Source organism: Streptomyces palmae, from assembly GCF_004684805.1.
Lineage (GTDB): Bacteria > Actinomycetota > Actinomycetes > Streptomycetales > Streptomycetaceae > Streptomyces > Streptomyces palmae.
Genome location: NZ_SRID01000002.1, coordinates 15,382 through 39,984 on the forward strand (window position 1 = coordinate 15,382; position 24,603 = coordinate 39,984).

23 protein-coding genes and 1 tRNA gene are annotated in these 24,603 nt (G+C 71.8%); 7 read left to right on the plus strand and 17 right to left on the minus strand.

Annotated features, from left to right (window positions below; genetic code table 11):
- Window positions 1-18 precede the first annotated feature (18 nt).
- Genes fabG through E4099_RS00480 form a run of 6 tightly spaced genes read right to left on the minus strand, consistent with a single transcriptional unit; the run spans window position 19 to window position 5,067 of the window.
- On the minus strand, window positions 19-780 hold the full coding sequence (gene fabG / locus E4099_RS00455; protein WP_135336849.1) for a 3-oxoacyl-[acyl-carrier-protein] reductase: 762 nt from the start codon (window positions 778-780) through the stop codon (window positions 19-21).
- Window positions 777-1,778, minus strand: coding sequence for an acyl-CoA thioesterase (locus tag E4099_RS00460; protein ID WP_135336850.1), 1,002 nt, complete (start codon window positions 1,776-1,778; stop codon window positions 777-779). The genes fabG and E4099_RS00460 overlap by 4 nt, the downstream gene beginning before the upstream one ends.
- Complete coding sequence (locus E4099_RS00465) at window positions 1,775-2,650, minus strand: alpha/beta fold hydrolase (RefSeq protein WP_135336851.1); 876 nt, start codon at window positions 2,648-2,650, stop codon at window positions 1,775-1,777. Before E4099_RS00465 ends, E4099_RS00460 begins: the two co-directional genes overlap by 4 nt.
- Before the next feature lie 4 nt (window positions 2,651-2,654).
- Window positions 2,655-3,623 (minus strand): beta-ketoacyl synthase N-terminal-like domain-containing protein, encoded by a 969-nt coding sequence (locus E4099_RS00470; RefSeq protein WP_245244442.1) that lies wholly within the window; start codon window positions 3,621-3,623, stop codon window positions 2,655-2,657.
- Window positions 3,620-4,774: a beta-ketoacyl-[acyl-carrier-protein] synthase family protein gene (locus E4099_RS00475; protein WP_135336852.1), complete on the minus strand. Its 1,155-nt coding sequence runs from the start codon at window positions 4,772-4,774 to the stop codon at window positions 3,620-3,622. Before E4099_RS00475 ends, E4099_RS00470 begins: the two co-directional genes overlap by 4 nt.
- Window positions 4,775-4,812: 38 nt before the next feature.
- The gene (locus tag E4099_RS00480; protein WP_135336853.1) at window positions 4,813-5,067 is read right to left on the minus strand and encodes an acyl carrier protein; all 255 of its coding nucleotides are present in this window, start codon (window positions 5,065-5,067) and stop codon (window positions 4,813-4,815) included.
- 385 nt (window positions 5,068-5,452) lie between these two features.
- Between E4099_RS00480 and E4099_RS00485 the strand changes: the two genes are divergently transcribed.
- Genes E4099_RS00485 through E4099_RS00495 form a run of 3 tightly spaced genes read left to right on the plus strand, consistent with a single transcriptional unit; the run spans window position 5,453 to window position 8,111 of the window.
- Complete coding sequence (locus E4099_RS00485) at window positions 5,453-5,704, plus strand: acyl carrier protein (RefSeq protein ID WP_135336854.1); 252 nt, start codon at window positions 5,453-5,455, stop codon at window positions 5,702-5,704.
- 47 nt (window positions 5,705-5,751) lie between these two features.
- Entirely contained in the window at window positions 5,752-6,996 is a 1,245-nt protein-coding gene (locus tag E4099_RS00490; protein ID WP_135336855.1) for a beta-ketoacyl-[acyl-carrier-protein] synthase family protein, read from the plus strand.
- 17 nt (window positions 6,997-7,013) lie between these two features.
- Window positions 7,014-8,111: a beta-ketoacyl synthase N-terminal-like domain-containing protein gene (locus E4099_RS00495; RefSeq protein WP_135336856.1), complete on the plus strand. Its 1,098-nt coding sequence runs from the start codon at window positions 7,014-7,016 to the stop codon at window positions 8,109-8,111.
- 532 nt (window positions 8,112-8,643) lie between these two features.
- Here the strand turns inward: E4099_RS00495 and E4099_RS00500 are convergent.
- The 4 genes from E4099_RS00500 to E4099_RS00515 all read right to left on the minus strand — a co-directional run bounded on the left by E4099_RS00500 (window position 8,644) and on the right by E4099_RS00515 (window position 12,354).
- Complete coding sequence (locus tag E4099_RS00500; protein ID WP_135336857.1) at window positions 8,644-9,381, minus strand: IclR family transcriptional regulator; 738 nt, start codon at window positions 9,379-9,381, stop codon at window positions 8,644-8,646.
- Window positions 9,382-9,715: 334 nt separating this feature from the next.
- Complete coding sequence (locus tag E4099_RS00505) at window positions 9,716-10,585, minus strand: helix-turn-helix domain-containing protein (protein ID WP_245244443.1); 870 nt, start codon at window positions 10,583-10,585, stop codon at window positions 9,716-9,718.
- A gap of 40 nt (window positions 10,586-10,625) precedes the next feature.
- Window positions 10,626-11,396 (minus strand): helix-turn-helix domain-containing protein, encoded by a 771-nt coding sequence (locus E4099_RS00510; protein ID WP_135336858.1) that lies wholly within the window; start codon window positions 11,394-11,396, stop codon window positions 10,626-10,628.
- 885 nt (window positions 11,397-12,281) lie between these two features.
- A tRNA-Thr gene (locus E4099_RS00515) sits at window positions 12,282-12,354 on the minus strand.
- Between the two features lie 232 nt (window positions 12,355-12,586).
- Between E4099_RS00515 and E4099_RS00520 the strand changes: the two genes are divergently transcribed.
- From E4099_RS00520 to E4099_RS00530, 3 genes are all read left to right on the plus strand, one after another.
- Window positions 12,587-13,717 carry an ABC transporter ATP-binding protein gene (locus E4099_RS00520; protein ID WP_135336859.1) on the plus strand — a complete coding sequence of 377 codons (1,131 nt, stop codon included), beginning with the start codon at window positions 12,587-12,589 and terminating at the stop codon, window positions 13,715-13,717.
- 269 nt (window positions 13,718-13,986) lie between these two features.
- Window positions 13,987-14,403, plus strand: coding sequence for a hypothetical protein (locus tag E4099_RS00525; protein ID WP_135336860.1), 417 nt, complete (start codon window positions 13,987-13,989; stop codon window positions 14,401-14,403).
- 274 nt (window positions 14,404-14,677) lie between these two features.
- Window positions 14,678-15,457, plus strand: coding sequence for a nucleotidyltransferase family protein (locus tag E4099_RS00530; protein ID WP_135336861.1), 780 nt, complete (start codon window positions 14,678-14,680; stop codon window positions 15,455-15,457).
- 256 nt (window positions 15,458-15,713) lie between these two features.
- Here E4099_RS00530 and E4099_RS00535 read toward each other — a convergent pair whose 3' ends face one another.
- The 7 genes from E4099_RS00535 to E4099_RS00565 form a co-directional block, all read right to left on the minus strand.
- Window positions 15,714-17,306, minus strand: a complete 1,593-nt coding sequence (locus tag E4099_RS00535; RefSeq protein WP_245244445.1) for a DoxX family protein — start codon at window positions 17,304-17,306, stop codon at window positions 15,714-15,716.
- Between the two features lie 545 nt (window positions 17,307-17,851).
- Window positions 17,852-18,805 (minus strand): 23S rRNA (guanosine(2251)-2'-O)-methyltransferase RlmB, encoded by a 954-nt coding sequence (gene rlmB / locus E4099_RS00540; RefSeq protein WP_135336863.1) that lies wholly within the window; start codon window positions 18,803-18,805, stop codon window positions 17,852-17,854.
- 137 nt (window positions 18,806-18,942) lie between these two features.
- On the minus strand, window positions 18,943-20,340 hold the full coding sequence (gene cysS, locus E4099_RS00545) for a cysteine--tRNA ligase (RefSeq protein ID WP_135336864.1): 1,398 nt from the start codon (window positions 20,338-20,340) through the stop codon (window positions 18,943-18,945).
- Window positions 20,341-20,451: 111 nt separating this feature from the next.
- On the minus strand, window positions 20,452-20,862 hold the full coding sequence (locus tag E4099_RS00550) for a PPOX class F420-dependent oxidoreductase (RefSeq protein WP_135336865.1): 411 nt from the start codon (window positions 20,860-20,862) through the stop codon (window positions 20,452-20,454).
- Between the two features lie 182 nt (window positions 20,863-21,044).
- Window positions 21,045-21,590 carry a 2-C-methyl-D-erythritol 2,4-cyclodiphosphate synthase gene (gene ispF / locus E4099_RS00555; RefSeq protein ID WP_135336866.1) on the minus strand — a complete coding sequence of 182 codons (546 nt, stop codon included), beginning with the start codon at window positions 21,588-21,590 and terminating at the stop codon, window positions 21,045-21,047.
- Window positions 21,580-22,353 carry a 2-C-methyl-D-erythritol 4-phosphate cytidylyltransferase gene (ispD, locus tag E4099_RS00560; RefSeq protein ID WP_135336867.1) on the minus strand — a complete coding sequence of 258 codons (774 nt, stop codon included), beginning with the start codon at window positions 22,351-22,353 and terminating at the stop codon, window positions 21,580-21,582. The genes ispF and ispD overlap by 11 nt, the downstream gene beginning before the upstream one ends.
- A 436-nt stretch (window positions 22,354-22,789) precedes the next feature.
- On the minus strand, window positions 22,790-23,272 hold the full coding sequence (locus E4099_RS00565) for a CarD family transcriptional regulator (RefSeq protein WP_009716930.1): 483 nt from the start codon (window positions 23,270-23,272) through the stop codon (window positions 22,790-22,792).
- A 512-nt stretch (window positions 23,273-23,784) separates the two neighbouring features.
- Here E4099_RS00565 and E4099_RS00575 point away from each other — a divergent pair.
- A complete protein-coding gene (locus E4099_RS00575) occupies window positions 23,785-24,498 on the plus strand; it encodes a DUF461 domain-containing protein (protein WP_135336868.1) in 714 nt (237 codons plus the stop codon).
- Window positions 24,499-24,603: the final 105 nt, after the last annotated feature.

Below are 24,603 nucleotides of genomic sequence, written 5' to 3' on the forward strand. Positions count from 1 at the left end.
GGTCTGCTCTCCTTCCGGTCAGAGGTGGATGCCGCCGTCGATCTGCAGGACGGCGCCGGTGATGTACGAGGAGCGGTCGGCCACCAGGTACGAGACGAGGTCGGCGACCTCCTCCGCCCGCCCGACCCGCCGCAGCGGGATCTGGGTCTTGGCCTGCTCGATGACCTTGTCGCTGAGCGCGCTGGTCATGTCGGTCTCGATGAAGCCGGGGGCGACCACGTTGGCGCGGATGCCGTACCGGCCCACCTCCTTGGCCAGCGACTTGGTGAAGCCGATGATCCCGGCCTTGGAGGCGGCGTAGTTGGTCTGGGTGGCGTTGCCGTAGACGCCGGCCACCGAGGAGAGGTTCACGATGACGCCGGACTTCCGCTTCATCATCTCGTAGATGACGGTGCGGCAGACGTTGTACGTGCCGTCGAGGTTGACCTGGATGACCCGCTGCCAGTCCTCGTCCTTCATCAGCAGCAGCGGGTTGTCCCGGGTGATGCCGGCCGAGGTGACCACCGCGTCGATCGGGCCGAGCGCCGCCTCCACCTCGCCGACCAGGGCGCGGACCTGTGCCATGTCGGAGACGTCGGTCTGCTTGACGAAGGCGCGCCGGCCCAGGTCCACCACCTCCTTCTCCAGCGAGGCGGCGGCTTCGGCGTTGCCCGCGTAGCAGATCGCCACGTCGAAGCCGTCCGCGGCCAGCCGCAGCGCGACCGCCCGGCCGATGCCCCGGCTGCCGCCGGTGACCAGCGCGACCTTGGCGGTCTCCGCCGCCTGTTCGGTCGCGGTCACTTGGCGTCACCCTCACCGCGGAAGGCTCGGGCGACCCGCTCGTCCCACTCGACCAGGCGGCCCTTCTTGCCGTTCTCCACCACACCGTAGGCGTGGGTGATCTCGCCGGTGGCGGTCTTCACCAGGCGGCCGTCGCGGACCACGTAGTAGTCCAGGCGGGAGGTGTAGAGCAGGTTCTTGAAGATGTTGTCGACCGTGTAGACGACGTACAGGTCCTCTTCCAGGTGCGCCTCGTCCAGCAGCGTGACGTGCGAACGGGTCACTGCCGGGATCCAGTTGGACTCGTCCAGCAGGGCGCGGATGGAGATGCCCCGGGCGTCCACGAAGCGGTGCTTGGCCTCCTCCATCAGGCGCAGGTAGCCGGACATCGGCATGCGCTCGAAGAAGTGGACGTAGGGGTAGGGGATGCGGAACTTCCAGGCGTAGGCGTTCTCACCGGCGGTGAGCTGCTCCAGCACCGGGTCGCGGTCCACGGAGCCGCCGGAGATCAGGGTCTCCGCACCCAGCTCGGCGACCTCGGCGCCCGGCTCGGCGCCGCCGATGCGCGCCTTGACGAAGCGCTCCAGGCCGGCCGGGACCGGCTTGCGCTCCAGCATCCGGCGGTCGTCCTCGTCGTACCGGAGCACCGCGCGGGCCTTGGAGGAGACGGCCTTGTTGGGCTCGCCGTCGCGCTCCACGGTGATGGAGACCTTGAAGGTCAGCTCGTCGTCGCCGTCCTTGGTGACCGGCTTGACCTCGATGGAGGCCTGGTCGTCCACGATCAGCGCGGTGTTCAGGCGGGAGTCGAGGAAGGTGAGGTCGAAGCCCAGGCCGCACTCCTCGTAGAGCGCGCCGACCGGCAGGCCGCTGACCCGGAAGTGGTCGATGATGGCCTTCTCGACCAGGTAGTTGACGTGCTTGAAGCCGATGATGGTGCCGATGTTGGCACCCTCGTAGCCGGGGCTGTGCACCACCGTGGTGGTCTCGGACAGCAGGCGCTTGACAGCGGTATCGGTCATGATCGGTCTCCCATGCAGGCGGAAGGGGCGACGGTCTCGCCCCGGGTGCGGATCCGGTCGGCGAAGCCGTCGACCAGTGCCGCGAAGTGTTCGCTGTGCTCGGTCATCGGGAAGTGGCCGCAGTCCTCCAGGGTGTGGAGTTCGGCCTGCGGCAGGAGGCGGGCGAGGGTGGCGGCCTCCTCGGTCGGGGCCATCCGGTCCCCGGCACCGGTGATCACCAGTACCGGCAGGTCCAGCCGGGCCAGGTCGGCCCAGGGGCTGCGCAGGTACTGCTCGAAGAAGCGGGTCCAGCCGTACGGGCCGACCAGTTCGGCCAGCCGCAGCGCCATGGCCTGGCGCAGCGCCGGGTTGCCGCGGCCCTGGGACATCACCGCCAGGGAGTCGGCCGTGTGCTCCTGGATCCGGCCCAGCATGCCGGTGAAGGTGGCGTAGTCGAAGTCCTGCGGCGCGGCCCGGTAGAACGGCGAGACCAGGACCAGGCCGCGGATGCCCCACCGTTCGGGCAGCTCCCGGTCCGGCGCGGTGCCCGGTTCGGCGCCGCCCAGCAGGTTCAGCAGCAGCAGCGCCGAGAAGGAGTGGGCGACCACGATCTCGCAGCCGCCGGCCGGCTCGGCCGCGGCGTCCAGCGCCTGCCGTATCCAGTCCAGGGCCGCCGGGTGGTGGTACCAGTTCCCGACACCGCCGCCGCGCCAGGGCAGCTCGGCGGCCCGTACCGGACCGCCCGCGGCGCTGTGGGACAGATAGGAGTCCCACAGCGTCGCGCTGTTGGCCAGCCCGTGCAGCATGAGCAGACCGGGCTCCCCGGGGCCGCCCGCTCGCTTGGGGAGCAGTCGGACCGGGGGCTGCCCGCTCGGCCGCACCGGCTGTGCCATGGCGTCAGTCCTGTCCGGGCCGTATCAGGACGCCGGCCACACCGTCGTCCTCGGCGCCGCAGACCGCCAGCACCGGGCCGCGCTCACCGGTCTGGTAGCGGCCGGCGGCGGAGGCGAGCTGGAGCACGCCCAGCGCGCCGGAGGTGGTGCCGAACACCGGGGCCAGGTCCAGCCGGTCGGCGCCGGGCAGCAGCTCCTGGTCCACCTCGGCGCCGCCCTCGGGCAGGTACCAGGCCGCGGGCCGCTCGCCGCCGGCGGTCAGCGCGGCCGTGCAGGCGGCCACCGAGGAGGTGCGCACCGCACGGACGCACTCGGCCAGCGCCGGGGCCTCGCGCTCGGCCGCGTCGGCCGGACGCTCCAGCACCAGGGCCGCCGCGCCGTCCAGCACCCGGTCCCCGCCGACCAGCTTGCGGACCACCGGGTTGTCCGGCTCGACACCCACCACCAGGACGTAGCGGGCGCGTCCGGCGCGCAGCCAGGACAGCGCCCAGCCGACCGCGTCCAGACCGCCGGTGGCGCCGTTGCACACGGTGAGGTTGGGCCCGCGCAGGGTGTACCGGATCGCCACCTCGGAGGCGACGATGTTGCTGGACAGGTTGGGCGTGACGATCGGGCTGACCAGCCGGGAGCTGCACTCCTTGGCGATGGTGTCCACGACCTCGACGACCGAGTCCAGGTTGCCGAAGTTGGAGCTGACCACCACGGCGACCTCTTCCGGGGCCACCTTGAGGCTGGTCTTCAGGCCGTGGCCGTCCAGCAGGCCGGCGGCGATCAGCGCGTCGTGCGCGGCCACCAGGCCGAGCTGGGTGGCCCGGTCCTTGTAGCGCAGGCCCTTCTTGCCGATCCGGGCCGCCGGGTCGACCGGCTCGGGGGCCGGGTCGACGGTGCTGAGCAGGTCCTTGGCGGAGTCCACGCCGGGGAGGGCGAGCCCCACCCCGGTGATGACCGCGCTGCTGGTCACGGAAGTGGTCACGACGCGGCCTCCACAATCGCGACGGCGTTGATGCCGCCGAATCCGAACGCGTTGATCTGGGCGAGCGAGACCTTCGCGGAGGCCTCCTTGTCACGGACGATGCGGAAGGTCTCCACCTCGTCCATCGGGTCGTCGAGCGTGATGGTGGGCGCGATCCGACCGGTGCGCATGCTGCCCAGCGCGGTGATCAGCGAGTGCAGCCCGGAGCCGCCCGAGGTGTGACCGGTCATCGACTTCATGGCGGTCATCACCGGCGAGGTCACGTCCTCGCCGAACACCTCGCCCATGGCCTGCGCCTCGCCGAGGTCGTTGGCCGGGGTCCCGGTGCCGTGCAGCATCACCAGGTCGATCTCGGCCGGGGCCACCCCCGCCCGGCGGTGGGTCTCCCGCATCACCTGGGCGATCATCCCGGCGTCCGGGGCGGTGGCGTGGATGGCGTCGCAGTTGACGCCCACCCCGCGCACCCAGCCGCGCGGCGCCGCGCCGTCCCGCGGCGCGCGACGCAGCACCACGGCCGCGGCGCCCTCGCCCAGGATGGTGCCCATCCGGTTGCGGTCGAAGGGGCGCACCGCGCCGGGCGGTACGGACTGCACCCGGTCGGCGATGCCGAACATGCTCTCGGTGATCGAGTCGGTGCCGGCCACCACCACGACCTCCGGGCCCGCCTCGTCGGCCAGCAGGTCGGTGGCGAGGGAGAGCGCGTACAGCGAGGCCGAGCACGCGTTGGAGAAGGTGTGGGTGTTGCTGGCGTTGAACCGCTCCCGCAGCGCGGCACCGAAGTGCAGCCCGGCCGCGGTCAGCGGGTCGCCGTCACGCCACCAGCGCTCCACCGAACGCAGCTCGCGCAGCCCGGTGCCGACGAGCACCGGGATGTCGCCCAGGTCCTCGTCCATGCCGGCGTCGGCCAGCGCCTGCGCGACGGCGTCCAGCAGGAAGCCGGTCGCGCGCTGTGCCGTGCTGGGCTGCCCGGCCGCGTCCTTGGTGTCCGCCTGGATCTCGTACAGCTCACCGGCGGTGTACCAGTCCTTGGTGAACTCGCGCATCGGCGCGAGCCCGGTCCGTCCCGCGCAGAGGCTCTCGAAGATCTCCTCGGCGGTACGGCCGACGCTGGCCACCGCGCCCACCCCGGTGATGGGCCACCGCTCGGTCATGCTCTACCCCCTGGGTTCCGCTGGTTGCGTTCGGCGGGTTACTTGGCGTCCATGGACTCGCCGACGACCTCGGCGACACCCTTGAGGTTGACCATGCGGGAGAGCTCCGCCTGGTCGATGGTGATCTTGAACTCCTTCTCGAGGGAGGCCAGGATCTCGATGGCGCGCAGCGAGTCGGCGCCGTGGTCCTCGCGGAACAGGCTGGTCTCGGTGACCTCGTCCTCTTCCAGCTCGAGGATCTCGCAGACGATCTCCTTGATTTGCTCGAACTGCTCGTCGGTGATGGCAGGCATGGGAGACCTCCGCGGCCAATTGGGAATACGGAAGATTCCTGCCGCCGAATGCGCCTCCGGACAGCGCCGGAAGTCTGGCGGTTCGGCAGATCAGGAAAAGTGGATTCACCGGAACGATAGAGGTGGCGGGGGAGTGCTCCCGACCATCCCGACAGGAAGATGCCACCCCCACCCGGCCCTGGGAGTATGCGCCGCCGACGGTTCGGCAGGTGGGTGTCAGACCCATCAATCGGTGCAACGTCCCCGGTCGCGCAGCACGTTGACAGGTTGGGACAGCCGACGCGGCGTCACATGACAACTTCCTGCGAATGCGGTTGCCGCGCGGTTCGACGCCTCCCTACTGTCCCCCGGGAAATACCCAGGTAATTCTGAAAGGTTGACCACCATGGCCAATGTCACGGCTGAGCAGGCTGCCACCATCAAGGAGATCGTCTGCGAGATCCTCGAGCTCGAAGAGGACGAGGTCACCGGCGAGAGCCTGTTCCGTGAGGACCACGGCGCCGACTCGCTGCGCGCCATCGAGATCCTGGCGTCGCTGGAGAAGGAATTCAAGGTGACGATCGACCAGGCCGAGCTCTCCCGCATGGTCAACCTGAACGGCGTTTACGAGGTCCTGGCCGAGTCCGCCGGCTGGTAGCAGCCCGATCCATCCACCGCCGCGCCCGATCCACTTGGGGGGAAGCCATGACGACTAATCCAGCCGGCGGCGTACACGACGCCGCACGCAGAGTGGTGCTGACCGGATTCGGAGTCTTCTCCAGCATCGGAGTGGGCGCCGCAGAGTTCGCCGAGGGCCTGCGCTCGGGACGGAGCGGCGCCAAGCCGATCACCGTCTTCGACACCGAGGGGTTCGAGCACACCAACGGGTGCGAGATCCGCGGTTTCGAACCCGAGCGCTGGATCCGCAACCTGGACGCGGCCCAGCTCGGCCGGGCCAGCCAGTTCTCGGTCGCGGCGGCCCGGATGGCCGTCCAGGACGCCGGTCTGGACCCGGCGGACCTGCGCGAGCAGCGCGGCCTGATCTCCATCGGCACCACCGACGGCGAGTCCTGGGACCTGGACCGCCTGGTGGCCAGCCAACTCGCCAAGGGCTCCGCCGAGATGGACCGCTCCATCGCCGGCCGGATCCGCGCCGGACGGCTGTCCGCCAGCATCGCCCAGGAGCTGGGCCTGACCGACGTCGAGGCCGTCACCATCCCGACCGCCTGCGCGGCCGGCAACTACGCCATCGGCTACGGCTTCGACGCGGTGCGCTCCGGTGAGGCGGACTACGCGCTGTGCGGCGGGGCCGACGCCATGTGCCGCAAGACCTTCGCCGGCTTCTACCGGCTGGGCACCATCGCGCCCGAGCGCTGCCAGCCCTTCGACATCGACCGCAAGGGCCTGCTCACCGGCGAGGGCGCCGGGGTGCTGCTGCTGGAGACCCTGGAGTCCGCGCTGGCCCGCGGCGCCCGGATCTACGCCGAGGTGCTCGGCTACGGCCTCAACTGCGACGCCGACCACCAGGTGGCGCCGCTGGAGTCCAGCGTCGCCCGCTGCATGGAGCTGGCGCTGGAGAACGCGGGCGTCAAGCCCGAGGAGGTCGACCTGATCTCCGCCCACGGCACCGGCACCAAGGCCAACGACGTCACCGAGTCCCGGGCCATCCGCTCGGTGTACGGCACCACCCCGCCGCGCACCGTCTCGGTGAAGTCCATGCTCGGGCACACCATGGGCGCGGCCAGCGCACTGGCGGCGATCGCCTGCTCGCTGGCGATCACCCACGGGTTCATCCCGCCCACCATCAACCATGCCTCCACCGACCCCGAGTGCGAGATCGACTGCGTGCCCAACGAGGCCGTCGAGGCCGATCTGCGGATCGTGCAGAACAACGGGCTGGCCTTCGGGGGCAACAACGCCGTGGTCCTCCTCGGCAGGTACGAGGCGTGAGAGGGAGCGTGAGCAGCATGACCGGACCACTGATCACCGACTGGTCGGCGGTCTCGCCGTACGGCATCGGCCGCGCGGCGTTCGAGGAGGGCTTCCGCTCCGGCCGGACCACCTCGGTGCCGCTGGAGAACGAGGACTGGCTGGTCGGCGAGCGCGCCGACACCGAGGCCTGCCTGGTCCCCGGCTTCGTCATCAAGGAGGTGCTCGGCAAGAAGGGCACCCGCGCCATGGACCGGGTCACCGGCCTGGTGGTCACCACGGTCGGCAGGCTGCTGGACACCACCGGCGGCCCGCTGCCCTCCGAGGACCCCGACGAGGACACCGCGCTGGTGCTGGGCACCACCCACGGCAGCCACAAGAGCATGGTGGACATCACCCGGGACACCCTCACCGACGAGAAGCCGTACTACATCAACACCGCGCACATCCCCAACGCCATCGGCAACGCCTCGGCCGGCATGTGCGCCATCTGGTACGGGCTCAAGGGCCCCAACGCCACCATCGCGGCCGGCCGCAACTCCGGTATCGCCACCCTCAACTACGGCCGCCGGCTGCTGGCCACCGGCCGCGCCCGGACCGTCCTGTGCGGCGCCGCCGAGGAGTACACCACCGACCGCTCCTGGCTGGAGTGGCACACCCGGGGCGCCGACGAGACCGGCACCGTGCTGGGCGAGGGCTGCGCCATGGTCCAGCTGCGCGCGCCGGCCGCGGACGGCAGGGGTGACGACGACGCGCTCGCCGAGGTGCTCGGCGTGAGCAGCGGGATCACCGGCCCGGACGGGGTGGCCGCCGGACTGGAGACCGTGGTGGGCAACGCGCTCAGGCGGGCCGGCATCGGCCGCGAGGAGGTGTGGGCGGTCTCCGCCTCCGCCCCGGCGGGCGAGGCGGGACGGCAGGAGCTCAAGGCCCTGGACGCCCTCTTCGGCGACCTGGACCCGCTGACCCTGGGCCGGCCCGGGCAGATCGGCGACACCGGCGCGGCCACCTCCGCGTTCCAGGTGGTCGCCACGCTCACCGCGGCCCAGGACTCGGCCCGTGCCGCGGGCCGGGTGGCCGTGCTCACCTCGGTCGACCGGGACGGTGCGCTGGGCTGCGCGCTGCTGCGGATGCGCTGACCGCGCGGCCTCTCCGCGGGGCGTGCCCGAGATCAGGTGGCCGGTGTCCTCCCGGGGGACACCGGCCACCGCCGCATGCCACGCCCCGGCACGCGGATACGCCGAAGCCGGCCGAGCCAAGGGGCCCCGCGCCCGAGCAGAACGGACTTGCCGCGTCGGTCGGTTCAGGGCACACGCCAGGACGGCGAACGAAACACCGACCGCCGCCGTACGCCACCGGTCAGGCATGCCAAAAGGTCCATGTCAGTCGCCTCGCCCTGGCCGGATGGCCTTACCGCGTCGGCCAGTTCAGGTCCGGTCCAGGACGGCGAACGAACACCGACCACCGCCGTACGCCACCGGTCAGGCATGCCAAAAGGTCCGCGTCAGTCGCCTCACCACTGCCGTACGGCGTCACCGCGTGGGCCAGTTCGCCGGATCGCGACCGGGCCGCGCCAGGACGGCGTGCGGGAAGACTCATCACCGCCGCAGGCCGTCGCCCCGCGGGCGGGCACGCCGGAGCGGCGCCACACCCCGGCCGGACGGCCACTCGTCAGCGGTGCAGGCCGCCGCCGCTGAGCCGGAGCGCCGCGTCGATCACCGCACTGCCGTACAGCCGGCCCGGGGTGCTGCTCATCTCGGTCACCGGTCCGGAGATGGACAGCGCGGCCATCACCCGGCCGCCCGGGCCGCGGACCGGCGCCGCCACCGCGGCGATGCCGTGCTCCCGTCCGCCGATGCTCTGCGCCCAGCCCTGCCGCCGCACCCCGGAGAGGGTGGCCGCGTTGAACTGCGCCCCGCGCAGGCACTCGTAGAGCTCGTCCGGCCGCTCCCAGGCCAGCAGCACCTGGGAGACCGGTCCGGCGTTCATCGGCAGCGCGGCGCCCACCGGCACCCGGTCCCGGGGACCGGGGTCGCCCGGTGCGGCCACCTCCGCCACGCAGACCCGCATGTTGCCGCGGCGCCGGTAGAGCCGGGCGCTGGCGCCGGTGATGTCCCGCAGCTCGCCCAGCACCGGCTCGGCGGACAGCACCAGATGGTCCCGGCACGCCTCCATGGCCATCAGCCCCAGCCGGGGCCCCAGGATGAACCGGCCCTGTGCGTCCCGGGCGAGCAGCCGCAGCCGCTCCAGCGCGAGGACCAGCCGATGCACCGTGGGGCGCTTCAACCCGGTGTCCGAGACCAGTCTCGACAGCGAGGCCGGTCCGCCTTCCAGCACGCCGAGCAGGAGCGACGCCTTGTCGAGAACACCGACTCCGCTCAGTGCCTGTTCCGGAGTTGAGGTCGTCATGGATGTGTCTCCTCGTCGGACGGGCGGAGGCCCGGCGTGGCTGGGGAGGGTATCCCGAACCTCCGCGCCGGCGACCCGCGCGGGGATGAGGGCCACCGGGGAATTCATCATCCAACTCCCTGAAGTGGGTTGAGAATTCCTATGGTCATGTCTAGTCGCCGCCGCCAAACACCCGCAACGACGACTACAGGAACCTGCCAGCCCCGCCGGGCGCGCCGTCGCCTTCCGGTCTCCTGACTATTTGTTGAAGTGCGGCCGTCCCGTCACCCGTGGCGAGCTTTGGAGGCTCACTGAATCCACCACGGATGACGGGACGTGCCCTGGGCCGCCGCGCTCAGCGCCGCAGCTGCGGTGGCTCCTGGGAGGGCGCAATGGGCAGCAGACCCAGCTCCGCCGCCCGAACTCCGGCCTGGAAACGGGAGTTCGCCCCCAGGAGGGCCATGATTTCGGCCACGTACCGGCGATACGTGCGCACCGAGACGGACAGTTCCCGGGCGGCCACCTCGTCGGTGACGCCCAGCCGCAACCACTCCAGGATCGGCCGGACCATGTCGGTCCGGGCCCGGTCGCCGAAGTCGATGCGCTCGGTCACCTGGAGCGCGTTGCGCCAGATGCCGTCGAACAGCGTCTGCAGGGTCTCGATGACCCCCGGGTCGCGGATCGCCGAGGCCCGCCGGCCCACCGCCGAGTCGGCGCAGACCAGCGCGGAGCGGCCGTCCGCGATCAGGGCGGCCAGCAGCGGGATGCGGGCGACCCGCACCTCCAACGGCTGGCCGTCCCCGGTGTGCCGCTGCACGAATTGCCAGTCCAGCGTGGACTGGGCGCACAGCATCCGGGTCCTGACCGTGATGCCTTCCTCGGTGAGCCATTCACTCAGTACGGAATGGATGACGCGGGCGTGCGCGGCTTCCGCCGCGAGTACCACGTCAACGGTTTCCGAGGCCTGCGCGAGCAATTCTCGAGCAGCCCGGAGAATTTCCCTGTCCTCGGTTTCGACGGCAGCCACCCAGGAATTGCGGGACTGCCGGTCGCGGTGCTTGACCACCGTCGACTCAATGAGCTCGCGAACCGCGAGGAGTTCCTGCGCTATGTCATCTTCGACATGCGCATGACTGAATTCGCTACTTTCGATGCCGGCGGCACCATCAGCCCCGCCCTCGTTTCCCCAGCCGGTACCCGCCCCGGACAGTGCGGGATCTTTCAACTACCTCACCCCGTGACATCTATCAGCCGATCAGCCCAAGTCAGTCACATTGCGACAGAAGCCCCAGCTCAACGGCGCGAACCCCCGCCTGGAAGCGGGAGTTGGCGCCGACGTCGCGCATGATGGCCGCCACATGGCGGCGGTAGGTGCGGAGAGACACCTGGATCTCCTTGGCCGCCACGTCGTCCGTGTGGCCGGCGCGCAGCCGCTCCAGGATGAGCCGCACCGCCTCGGTTCGCAGCCGCTCCGCCAGCCGCAGGTGCTCGGCAAGCGGAATGGCGCTCCCCCAGATGCCCGCGAACATCAGGTCCAGCGCCCGTACCGCGGCCGGGTCGCTGATGACCGAGGCGTAACGGCCGTTGCGCTCCGGGCCGGTGCGGCCGAAGGACCGACGCCCGTCCACGATGATCGCGCCCTGCAGATCGACCTCGGTGACCCGCACCTCGTACCCCGGAACGCCCCGCCGGGCGGCTCCCAGGATCCCCAGCGGCGCCAGCACCTCCGGCGAGCACAGCACCCGTACCGCGACCCCCGAGCCCCCCAGCGCGCTCAGCTTGCCCAGTAACGGAATGATCGGCTTGGCACGCTCGAAGCTGCCCGGCACGATCACGCAGACGCTCCGCTTGGCCTGGGACAGCAGCCGCGCGATCTCCCGGCGCACCGCCGGGACATCCGAGGTCAGTACCATCGGCGAGCGCTGCGCCGGCGCACTGCGGTGCATCGACACCGCGGACTCGATGAGCCGGCGCGCCCGCATCAGGGCGTCCTCCACACCGTCCGCGCTATCGGCCGTTTTCGACAGCTCTGTCATGACTCCCCCATGTGGCGCGCGCCCTCGCGATCGCGCACCCGTCGATTACCGTCGAACACCCAGGTGGACAGGGGTCACCGAAACTGATCATCGATACCCGAATCCGCTAATTGAATCCGCAATTAAATGTCCGTCTCACGGCGACTCCGGTGTCCACCCGTACGCCACCGACTCTTAACTCGCGAGTAAGAACTCGCAGGTCGGCCATGCTTTGACTTCGAAACTCGTCACCAGCACTTGACGCGCGAGATTAGTTCGCTGGTTCCAACCCAGTCAACGCGCGACTACTGGTAAAGGTCAAGCAAAACCCCCCTTGCGCACAAGGTCTCCCATAAGCGGAGCCCATAACGTTGGCGGGATTGACATCAAGCTGCACTCCAAGCCCGAAACCGACCCCGCACGGCCACCCCGCGCATGCACAGCGCAGCCGTTCCACGACGCTGGGCTATCGCAGACGCCCCCGTTGGCCTGTTGTTGACAGCTCCCGGAGCGTCTGCAAACGACCTGTCCGATCGTCTCGTACGGGTCTTACCGATCTATCCCGGGCATGTCACCAAACCGCCACACACGCCCCACGCCCCCGGGACGACCCGACGACCGAAACGGCCGCGGCGCCGCCGGCACCGGAGCGAGGGAGTACGGCCCACCCCGGACCCACCGGCGGCGCCACACCGCCCCGCCCCAGGAGAAGCTCGAGAGGACCGATGAGGAGTCCGGCCGGCCCCCTCCCGGATGGCGACGATCCTTCCCACCCGGTCCGGCGCCGGGTGTCCCGCCCCCTCACTCGTCCGCCGCGTACGCGAAACGGCCCCGGACCGGTGTCCGAGGCCGTGAGGGACGCCTCCCCCGGAGATGGAGCGTCCAGGGCGGGGCGGTGGTGCACAGAGCCGACTGTCGGGTTCGAACCGACGACCTTCGCTTTACAAGAGCGGTGCTCTACCAGCTGAGCTAAGTCGGCGAGTCCTCTGCAGTGTACCCATCACCGTGACCCGTCCGAGCCCCATCCGCCGCATCCCCGGCCGGTTCGGCCGAACCGCCCCCTCGGCGCGGCGGGGCGGAAGGCACCCCTCCCTACTGACACGGGGGGATCCGCCGGGTACCGTCACGGCAGGTTCGCGCGAGTGGACCGGAAACATCCACCTTTACTCGGATCGTCCGGCACGTTCCTGCCGGTGAAGGGATGCATCACCATGGCTACGGTCACGTACGACAAGGCCACCCGGATCTACCCGGGCAGCACCAAGCCCGCCGTCGACCAGCTGGACATCGCCATCGAGGACGGCGAGTTCCTGGTTCTCGTCGGCCCCTCCGGCTGCGGCAAGTCCACCTCGCTGCGCATGCTCGCCGGCCTGGAGGACGTCAACGGCGGCGCCATCCGCATCGGCGACCGCGACGTCACCCACCTGCCGCCGAAGGACCGGGACATCGCCATGGTGTTCCAGAACTACGCGCTCTACCCGCACATGACCGTCGCCCAGAACATGGGATTCGCGCTGAAGATCGCCGGCGTGAACAAGACGGAGATCCGGCAGAAGGTCGAGGACGCGGCCCGCATCCTGGACCTCACCGAGTACCTGGAGCGCAAGCCCAAGGCGCTCTCCGGCGGCCAGCGCCAGCGCGTGGCGATGGGCCGCGCCATCGTGCGTGAGCCGCAGGTCTTCCTGATGGACGAGCCGCTGTCCAACCTGGACGCCAAGCTCCGCGTGCAGACCCGCACCCAGATCGCCGGCCTCCAGCGCCGGCTGGGCATCACCACCGTGTACGTCACCCACGACCAGGTCGAGGCCATGACCATGGGCGACCGGGTGGCCGTGCTCAAGGACGGACTTCTTCAGCAGGTCGACTCGCCGCGCAACATGTACGACCGGCCGGCCAACCTCTTCGTCGCGGGCTTCATCGGCTCCCCCGCCATGAACCTGGTGGAGGTGCCGATCACCGACGGCGGCGTGAAGTTCGGCAACAGCGTGGTGCCGGTCTCCCGGGAGGCGCTGAGCGCCGCGGCCGACAGGGGCGACACCACGGTGACCGTGGGCGTGCGCCCCGAGCACTTCGACCTGGTCGGCGCGGGCGGCGAGGTCAGCGGCAAGTCGCTGACCAAGGACGCCCCGGCCGGTCTGGCGGTCACCGTCAACGTGGTCGAGGAGCTGGGCGCGGACGGCTACGTCTACGGCCACGCCGAGGTCGGCGGCGAGACCAAGGACCTGGTGGTCCGGGTCAACGGGCGGCAGGTGCCGGCCAAGGGCTCGGTGCTGCACGTGGTGCCGCGGCCGGGCGAGACCCACGTCTTCTCCACCTCCTCCGGCGAGCGGCTCAGCGACTGACCTCGCCCGGTACGACCCGAGCGCCCGACGGCGCCGCCCTCCGCTCACCGCGGCGGGGCGGCGCCGTCGCCGTTTCCCCACCCCGCGCTCCCTGTCTCGATAAGTACTGCGACAGAACGGGCAATTCACCGCGAGATGTCAACGCAGCACAGATAACTACCCTTTCGCCATCCCTCATCAGGGTGACTCAATGTCGCCATCTCATCACTCCTCGCTACGATCTCGGCGTCATCGCAGTTCCCTCCCCGAACGTCCACGAGGAAGTCCCTGTGAACACCGCCACCCGCCACATCGGCAGAACTCTCGCGCTGGTCCTCCCCGTCGTCCTGGTGCTCTCCGGCACCCTCGCGGTCGCCCGCGTGCCCTGGGCGAACCCCCACGCGGAATCGCAGATCCTCACCGCCTCCTCCGGTCGGGCCTCCACCCACGCGGCCCCGCGCGCCGCCCACGAGGTGCTGCGCGACCAGCTGCTGGCCGAACTCCAGCGAAGGGATCCCGGGGTGGCGCTGACCCACCTCCAGATGGCCACCGACCGCCGCCCCTCGCTGGCCAAGCACTGCGCCACCATCGCCCGCGCGCTGGGCCGGGCCGCGGTGGCCAAGTACGGCTCCGCACAGCGCGCCCAGGCGTACTCGCGGCCGGTCTGCGACACCTCCTTCGCCAGCGGGGTCTCCCAGATCCACTGACTCCGCGGGTCCCGCCGTCCCTCACCCCACCCCAGCCCGACGCGTCGCACGGTGCCGCGGGCCGTACCGCACGCCGGATGCGCGCGTCGGGCGCCGCCATGTGCCGCCCTGTGCCGTCATGCGGGTCGTACGCCGGTACGCGGGTGGGTGCCGCGCCGTGCTCGCGGCCTCGCGGCGTACGCCGGGCACCCGAGGCGCCGCCTCGCCCTCACCCCGTACGGCGGACGCACCCACGCCGCAAGGGCGGCGCCCCGTACCGCATAAGGTGCGGACCATGACAGGTGACGCCCGAACCGCCCCTCAGCCGCACGCCCATCCGGTACGGCCCACCCAGGCCGTCGTCCTGGCCGGAGGCCAGGGCTCGCGACTGCGCCCGTACACCGACGACCGGCCCAAGCCGATGGTCGAGATCCCCGGCACCGGCACGCCGATCATCGGCCATCAACTGTCCTGGCTGGCGGCCGAGGGCGTCACCGATGCCGTGATCTCCTGCGGCCACCTCGCCGACGTCCTCCAGGAGTGGTTGGACTCCGCCGACCTCCCGCTGCGGGTGACCACCGTGGTGGAGACCGAGCCGCTGGGACGCGGCGGCGGCCTGAAGTACGCCGCCGCCTCACTGCCCCACCCCGACCAGCCCTGGTACGCCACCAACGGCGACATCTGGACCCGCTTCTCGCTGCGCGACATGGCCGACTTCCACCGCGAGCGGGACGCGGTCGCCACCCTCGCCCTGGCCCGGCCGCGGATTCCCTGGGGAGCCGTGGAGACCGACGAGTTCGGGCACGTCCTGGACTTCATCGAGTCGCCGCCCTCGCCGTACCTGATCAACGCGGGCGTCTACGTCTTCTCCGCGGCCTTCACCGCGCTGCTCCCGGACCGCGGCGACCATGAGCGCACCACCTTCCCCCGGCTGGCCAGGGAACGCCGCTTGGCCGGATTCCCGCTGCCGCACGGGGCGTACTGGCGGGCCATCGACACCGCCAAGGACCTCACCGAGGCCGCCAAGGAACTCGCCGGCACCGCCGCCGCACCCGGCCTCCCGGAACCCCGCTGACGGACACCGCCCGGCGAGACTCCCGAAAGCCGAACGGAAGCCGGACCCCAACGCCGGCGGCAGCCAGACGAATCAGGACCGGGAGCCGGACCGGAATCCGGACTGGCAGCCGGTCACCAAGGCCGCTCCAGGGCCGGACCTTGGTGCCCGGGCCGGAAGCCGGTACGCCACACGGGCCCGTACGGAGCGTCGGATCGCTCCGTACGGGCCCGCGGTCGCTGCCGTGGCGGGAAGCGCCACCGGTCCGGGCGGTCGGTCAGCCGAGCAGGCCGCCCAGGGCTCCTCCGCCGCCGGAGGTGGAGCCGGAGCCGCCGGAGGCCGAGCCGCCGCCACCGCCGGAGGCGGACCCGCTCGGGGTCCCGCCGCCCGCCGAGGTGGTGGGCCCGGAGGGGGCCGCCGGGGGTGCGACGGGCCGCCGGGGAGCCTGCGGCCGGGTGCCCTGGGGGACGCTCTGCGTCTGGCTGGGCACGCCGCCGGCCCCGCCGGTGCCCGTGGGAGCCGCCTCCCTGGTCGACCGCGGCGCCGCGGGGGACGCCGAGGTGGACGGGCTCGCCGAGCGTTGGGCCGCCGAGGGGGAACCTCCCACGTGCGCGGGGCGCTTGGCGTGATGGCGGGTGCTGTGCCCGGAGGGCTGGGGCAGCGGCGAGCCGGGCAGGCTGTTGTGCGGCGAGTCACCGTGGTGCGGAGCGTGGACCGGGTGCGAGGAGCGCACCGCCCCGCCGAGCATCGCGCCGAACAGCAGCGTCAGCCCGCACACCACGGCCGCGGTCAGCCCGCCGCGGCGCAGCACCCGCCGCCGCAGCTGCCACAGTTCGACCCGCGGGCCCAGCCGTCGCCAGGCCTCGCCGGTCAACCGGGCGTCCATCGAGTAGACCGGGGCGCCGGCGATGATCAGCGGGCTCCAGGCGGCCAGATAGATGATGTCCGGTGCGTCGTAGGCCGGCAGGGTCCGCCAGCTCACGGTGACCAGCAGCGCGGCCGACAGCGCCGCCCCGAACCCGGCGGCGACCCGCTGCCAGAGCCCCATGACGGTGAGCACGCCGACCACCACCTGGATGAACGCCACGCTCAGCCCGGCACCCACCGGGTGGTTCAGCGCGAAGTCGCGCAGTGGCTCGGCGACCGGCCACGGGTCCAGGGACCGCAGCCACTTGACCATGGAGCCGCGCTCGCCGCCGTCGAAGTAGACCGGGTCGGCGAGCTTGCCCAGGCCCGCGTAGACCGAGATCAGGCCGAGGAAGATCCGCATCGGCAGCAGCACGATGCCCAGGTTGAGGCGGCGGGCGGGGTAGTACGCGTGCCGCACCCCGGCGTTCGCGTTCGCCGCGCCCGCGGTGCGCCCGCGCCGGTGGCCGGGCTGCGGCTCACCGCCGGGCGCGTCGTCCGGGTCGCCGTCCCGCTCCGGGTCCGGTCCGCCGGGCAGGCCCGCCCCGGGGGTGCCGGGCGTGCCCGGGCGGGCACCGCCGTACGCCGGCCGGCCGGGGCGTACCACCGGGAGCCGCTCGGTGCCGTCCTGGGACAACCGGGGCTTGATGACCAGGGTGGGCGGGTCCTGGAGCGCCACCCGGGGGATGACCCGGGTGGCCCCGGCCGGCTCCTCGCCCTCGGCACCCGCGGCCCAGGTGCGGCCGGACTGCCGCACCGCCTGGAGCAGCTGTGCGGCCGGGTCGCCGCCCGGCACGGTGTGCCCGCTCCAGACCACCGGCGCCCGGCGGCGGCGCGCGCCCGGCGGTTGGCCCGTCCGCGCGGCGTCCACCCGCGAGCGGCCCCGGACCGGGCGGGCGAGCTGCACCCGGAAGCTCGCGTGACTGACGATGACCTGCGCTGGGTCGCATGGCACCTTGGCCATGTTCAGCAGCGGCTCCTCATCGAACCCGGGCGAGCTTCCCCCCGACGGCGAGCGGGGTGTTCTGGTGTCCACGCTCATCTAACCGAGTGACGCCCGGTTAAGACACTGCCCGGACCGCCATTAGCTGTCCGAGGCCCGTCAAGTCAAGATCAACACGGTGTGTTCCCGCCGGTCAGCGCCGAATGCCGTACGCACCCGACACCGCCGACACCCGACGGCGCCACGGCACCCCGCGCACGGCCGCCACCAGGCGGCGCACTCCCAGGCGCGGGCTCCCGCACCACGGCCCCCGACCCGGAACCGCACCGCAGCCCGACGGCGGCGCGGGTGGGGACGGCGTCACCCACCCGCCCAGCGGTCAACGCTCAGCCACCCCGCCCGGCAGGGCACAGCGCACCCGCACACCCGCCCGGCAGGGGCGATCCCGCACGGCGGCGCGAGGCCTCGTGGCACCACGCCAGCCGCGCGACACCCGCGATGGGCCGCACCATGCCACCCCGCCCGGCAGGGCACAGCGCACTCCGGAGACCCGCCCGGCAGGGCGGTCAGGCTCGGCGGCGGGAGGCCTCGTAGAGGACGACACCGGCCGCGACACCCGCGTTGAGCGACTCCGCGCCACCCGGCATCGGGATCCGCACCCGCAGGTCGCAGGTCTCACCGACCAGGCGGGACAGGCCCTTGCCCTCGCTGCCGACCACGATCACCACCGGGCCGTCGAGGACCTCCAGCTCATGCAGCTCGACCTCGCCGTCGGCGGCCAGTCCGACCACGGTCAGCCCGGCCTTCTGGTAGGACTCCAGCGCCCGGGTGAGGTTGGTGGCCCGGGCCACCGGCGTACGGGCCGCGGTGCCCGCCGAGGTCTTCCAGGCGCCCGCGGTCATCCCGGCCGCGCGCCGCTCGGGCACCACCACGCCATGCCCGCCGAAGGCGGAGACCGAGCGCACCACGGCACCCAGGTTGCGCGGGTCGGTGACCCCGTCCAGGGCCACGATCAGCGGGTCCTCGCCCTCGTCCGCGGCACCGTCCAGCAGGTCCTCAGGGTGCGCGTAGTCGTACGGCGGGACCTGGAGCACCAGGCCCTGGTGGTTGAGGCCGTTGGTCATCCGGTCCAGCTCGGGGCGGGGCGCCTCCATGAGGTTGATGCCGCCGCGCTCGGCGGCCAGCTGCAGCGCCTCGCGCACCCGCTCGTCGTTGTCGATGAACTGCTGGACGTAGAGGGTGTTGGCCGGCACGCCCTCGCGCAGCGCCTCGACCACCGGGTTGCGGCCCACCACCAGTTCGTTGGTGCCCTTGGGGCCGCCGCGGCGGGGCGCCGGACGGCGGGTCGCCGCCTTGGCGCGGGCGTTCGCCACGCGCTGCTTGACGTGTCCCTTGCGCATCTCCGCGGGCGGGGTCGGGCCCTTGCCCTCCAGGCCGCGGCGGCGCTTGCCGCCGCTGCCGACGGTGGCGCCCTTCTTGTTGCTGGTACGGCGGTTCCTGCGCTGGCTGTTGCCGGCCATGAATGTCACACCTGTTCTGTTCATTGCTCAGCACTGCTCAGCAAACGTACGTCTGTCATCCAGTGTGCCGCCCCGGGAGGCCGGACGGCACACGGCTGCGCGGACGGGCCGGGGCCCGTCCGCGCGTCACGGCCGGGTCAGCGCGAGCCGAGCTCCCAGCGCGGTCCGGACGGGGTGTCCTCGATCACCAGCCCGGACTGCTGGAGCTGGTCGCGGATGGCGTCCGCGGTGGCGTAGTCCTTGCGCGCGCGGGCGGCCTGCCGCTGCTCCAGCACCAGCTGGACCAGCGAGTCCACCACACCGTGCAGGTCCTCGCCGCGCTCGCCGGCGCCCGCCCACTGCTCGTCCAGCGGGTCCAGGCCGAGCACCCCGAGCATGGCGCGCACCTCGGCCAGCCGGGCCACCGCGGTCTCCTTGTCGTCCGCGGTGAGGGCCGAGTTGCCCTGCCGGACGGCGTTGTGCAGCACCGCCAGCGCCTGCGGGACGCCCATGTCGTCGTCCATCGCCTCGGCGAAGGCCGGCGGCACCTCGGCGGCCGGCTCCACGGGCTGGCCGGCCTTCTCGGTGGCCCGCTGCACGAAGCCCTCGATACGGGCGAAGGCGGACTCCGCCTCGCGCAGCGCCTCCTCGCTGTACTCGATCGTCGAGCGGTAGTGCGGGGTGCCCAGGTAGTAGCGGAGCACGATGGGCCGCCACCGCTGGAGCATGTCGGCGACCAGCACCGAGTTGTCCAGCGACTTGGACATCTTCTCGCCGCTCATGGTGACCCAGTGGTTGTGCAGCCAGAAGTTGGCGAAGTCGTCGCCGAAGGCCTTGGCCTGCGCGATCTCGTTCTCGTGGTGGGGGAAGATCAGGTCGAGCCCGCCGCCGTGGATGTCGAAGGCCGCGCCCAGGTACTTGTGCGCCATGGCCGAGCACTCCAGGTGCCAGCCGGGGCGCCCGCGGCCCCAGGGGGTCTCCCAGCTGGGCTCGCCCGGCTTGCTCGCCTTCCACATGGCGAAGTCGCGCGGGTCCCGCTTGCCGGCCTCGACGTCCCCGGCGGCCTGGAGGTTCTCCAGCTGCTGGTTGGACAGCTCCAGGTAGTCGGGGTGGGAGCGCACGTCGAAGTAGACGTTGCCCTCGGCGGCGTAGGCGTGGCCGCGCTCGATCAGGCCGCGCATCATCTCGATCATCTCGGGGACGTGCCCGGTGGCCCGCGGCTCGTAGGTCGGCGGCAGGCAGCCGAGACCGTCGTAGGCCGCGTTGAAGGCGCGCTCGTTCTCGTAGCCGATCGCCCACCACGGGCGGTCCTGCTCGGCCGACTTCCGGATGATCTTGTCGTCGATGTCGGTGACGTTCCGGATGAAGGTCACCTGGTAGCCGCGGTACACGAACCAGCGGCGCATGATGTCGAAGTTGAGGTTGGACCTGATGTGCCCGATGTGCGGGGCACCCTGCACGGTGGCGCCACACAGGTAGATCGAGACACAGCCCGGCCGCAGCGGGGTGAAATCACGGATCTGCCGGGCGCTGGTGTCGTACAGGCGAATCGTCACGCATCAAGGGTAGACGCAGCACGCCAGTGCCCCGCGACCGAATGGCCGCAGGGTCACCGAAGTGTGATACCGCGGATCTCCCACCGCGCCGGGCGGGTCCGGCGCCGGGCCTCAGCCCAGGCCCATGCCGACCACCTTGCGCGGCTGGATCCGTACCACCACCCGCTGGGCGTCGTTGACGGAGTCCGGGTTGAAGTCGCGGTAGTCCTTGCCGGTGTACTTCCGGGAGAGCCGGTCGATCAGCTCGTCCCCGCCCTCGGTGGTGAGCGTGGCGGTGCCGCGGATCTCCGCGTAGTTGTAGGGCGCGTCGGCGGGCTGCACCAGCACCGTCACCCGCGGGTCCCGGCGCAGGTTCCGCTCCTTGCGCCGGCCGACCGTGGTGGAGAAGAGCACGTCGTCGCCGTCGTGGGTGACCCAGACCGGGGACAGCTGCGGGCTGCCGTCCGGCTGCAGGGTGGCCACGATGATGAAGACGGGCGTGTCGAGGAGCTCCTTGAGCTTGTCGGAGAGCTCGGCGGCCATGGGTCCTCCCGGACGGGTCGGTGCGGATGGTCGGTGCGGGGCGCGGGCGCGGCGGGTACGGGTCCCTCCCGGGAATCCGTACCACGCCGCACGCTCCACTTAGCCGCCATGCCCCCTGGCGGGTGACCCATGCGCGCGCCACCCGGGATGGACCCGCGAGGACCACCCGGGGTGCCGGGCGCTCAGCCGGCGGCGCCCTCGGGGGCGCGGTAGACCAGTGCCGTGGCGATCGCGGTCAGCCCCTCCGCGCGGCCGGGGTAGCCCAGGCCGTCGGTGGTGGCCCCGGAGAGCGAGACCGGGGCGCCGATGGTGTCGGAGAGCAGCCGCTGGGCCTCGTCCCGGCGCTTGCCGATCTTCGGCCGGGCGCCGACCACCTGGACCGCGACGTTCCCGATCTCGAAGCCGGCGGCGCGTACGATCCGGGCCGCCTCGGTCAGCAGGGTCACCCCGGAGGCACCCGCCCACTCGGGGCGGCCGGTGCCGAAGTGGGCGCCCAGGTCGCCCAGGCCGGCCGCGGAGAACAGCGCGTTGCAGGCGGCGTGCGCCACCACATCGGCGTCCGAGTGCCCGGCCAGGCCGTGCCCGGCGTTCTCCGGGTCGTCCCAGAGCAGGCCCGCGCACCACAGCTCGCGGCCCTCCTCGAAGGCATGGGTGTCGGTGCCGATCCCGACCAGCGGGACGACCGGGACCACCGGGGCCCCCGGATTCGCTGCGCGATCAGAAGCCATCGGTGGCCCTCCGGCGGGCGATGACGGCCTCGGCCAGCACCAGGTCCAGCGGCCGGGTGACCTTGAACGCCTCCTCGTGGCCGGGTACGACCACCACCGGCACGCCGAGCCGCTCGACCATCCCGGCGTCGTCGGTGGCTCCCTCGCCCTCCAGGCGTACCGTCTCGTGCGCCTCGACGAGCGTGCGGCGGTCGAAGCCCTGCGGCGTCTGGACGGCGCGCAGCAACGCCCGCTCCGGAGTGCCGACCACCGGTTCGGGCTCACCGGCCCGCTCGCCGGTGCGCGGTTCGACCTGCTTGACGGTGTCGGCCAGCGGCAGCGCCGGGACGACCGCGGGGGCGCCCTCGTGGACCGCGGCGACCACCGAGTCCACGGTGTCCACCGGGACCAGCGGGCGGGCCGCGTCATGCACCAGCACGGTGGTGACGTCCTGGGGCAGGGCGGCCAGCCCGAGCCGGACGGACTCCTGGCGGGTGGCTCCGCCGGGGACCACCACCGCCTCGGTGGTGCCGGGCAGCGGATGCTCGTCCAGCATGCGGCGGACCTCCGCGACGCCGTCGGCGGGTGCCACCACCACGACGAGGGAGACCGCGCGGGACGCGGCCATCGCCCGTACGGCGTGCACCAGCATGGGGACGCCGCTGAGCGTGCGGAGTGCCTTGGGGGTTCCGGGGCCGAGGCGCACGCCACGGCCGGCCGCGGGGATGACCGCGGCGGTGCGGGTGGACCGCTCCGAGGGCTCCGCACCCTGGGAGGCGGACATTGCGTTGGCGTTCAGGTTTGCTTCCTCGGCTCGAATGGGTATGGCCTGGAGGTACCCCGCTCGTGAGGGCTTGGGGTGCCCGGGCGCGATGCCCCGACCAGACCCTTCCGTGACGGCTGGTCGCGCCGGCGGTCCGGGCCCGGCACCCCGGGCACGATGGGGTGCCCGAAGAGCATCGGCGCGGTGCGGTGCGTGAAGAGCATCGCAGAGCGCCGGGGTTCAGGGCTACCGTGCGGCGCCCTGTTCGGGGCGCGGAGTGGCCTCGGCCGTGCGCCGCGGGGCGGGAGCGGCCGGAGCGCGAAATGCCGCAGCGCCCGGCGACTGTGGACACGGATCGGATCGTCACCATGTCGGGTCGCGGGCGCCGCGGCATCACTGCTGTGGCATCTCACTGCTGTGGATCGAGCACCGCGTCAGACGGGTGGATCCGCTGGGGTCAGGACGCGAGAACCTCGTCGAGCAGGGCCTCGGCCTTGTCCTCGTTGGTGCTCTCGGCAAGCGCCAGCTCGCTCACCAGGATCTGCCGGGCCTTCGCCAGCATGCGCTTCTCACCTGCGGAGAGGCCGCGCTCACGCTCGCGGCGCCACAGGTCGCGGACCACCTCGGCGACCTTGATCACATCACCTGAGGCGAGCTTCTCCAGATTCGCCTTGTAGCGCCGGGACCAGTTCGTGGGCTCCTCGGCGTACGGTGCGCGCAGCACCTCGAAGACCCGGTCCAGCCCGTCCTGGCCGACCACATCGCGGACACCGACGAACTCCGCATTGTCCGCCGGCACACGAACCGTGAGGTCGCCCTGTGCGACCTTCAGCACCAAGTAGGTCTTGTCCACGCCTTTGATCTGGCGAGTTTCGATGGCCTCGATCAGCGCGGCCCCGTGATGGGGATAGACCACGGTGTCGCCAACCTTGAACGTCATGTGACAGGTACCCCTTCCGTGGCTATCCAGGGTAACACGGCAACGCTCTGTTCTGAATGGCGTTTTCGCAGGTCAGGGCATATCTCGGGGCTTGACAACAACGGCCGTAACGTGCTTCGAGGGGTCTCCGGAACGGGGTATTCGCAGGTGGGAGCGGCTGTTCGGGCGAAGCGAAAGGCGCACGTTACAGCTTCCGGTCGACCCGCGCGAGTGGCTGAACGTCCCGTTTTGCCGGACTCCTTCAGCGGTACTTCCGGTACTCCGTTCGGTCGCCGGAGGCTACATCGCGAGCGATTCGCGAATTGATCACGCCACAGATGATCGCAGGGGTGATCAAATTCCCCTGGTGGCTCATCGCATTCCTTACCGATAATCCGCCGACCGGCCGCCGGGAAGATATTCCGACCTGCGGGAGATCGTCTGGGGCGGGTCGGGTGCGGCGCGCCGAGGGTGGCTCGGTAACCTAAGCGCGCTGATCCAACCTTTACTTCGTCCTAGGAGATGCCGCCGCCGTGAGCAGCGACCTTCGACGCGGCGCCCTCGCCGCCACCGCCCTCGTGCTCTCGATCGCCTCGCTCTCCGCCTGCGCGGCCGGAAACGATGCGCAGAGCCTGGAGATCAAGCCGGACAACGCCGCCACCTCCGTCGGCGACATCGCGGTGCAGAACGCCACGATCATCACCCAGCCGGACCGCAACGCCACGGGCCCGGCGGTGGTCAACGCCCGGATCTTCAACAACGGCACCAGCGACCAGACCCTGAAGTCCATCACCGTCGCCGGGCACCCCGTGAAGCTCTCCCCGGCCAAGGGATCGGGTCCGGTCGTGGTGCCGAAGGGCTACGCGATCACCATCGGCGGCAAGGGCAACGCGTCCGCAGTGCTCGAGAAGGGCCGGGAGGCCGCCGAGGACGGTTCGGCGCAGACCGTGGCCTTCGACTTCAGCACCACCGGCGAGGTCAAGCTGGACGCCTTCGTCGTCCCGGCCACCAGCTACTTCGACAAGTGGGGCCCGTCCGAGATGCCGAGCGCCCCGGCCCAGTCCGGCCCGCCGGCGCAGAAGCCGAGCGACAAGGCGAGCGACGTGCCGGCCGGCGAGCACGACGCGGGTCAGCCCGCCGACAAGCCGAGCGGCCAGGCGGCCGACAAGCCCGCCGACAAGCCCGCCGACCGGCAGGGCGTGGCGACCGGCGAGCCCAACCCGAACGGGCAGACCGCCGGCCACTGAGCGGAGGCGCCTTGGGCGGGTCGGCCGACCTGAGCCGAGGTGCCCTTGGGCGGGTCGCCGCGGCCTGCGCGGAGGCGTCGTTCGCGGGCCGGCGCGGGGCCTGGG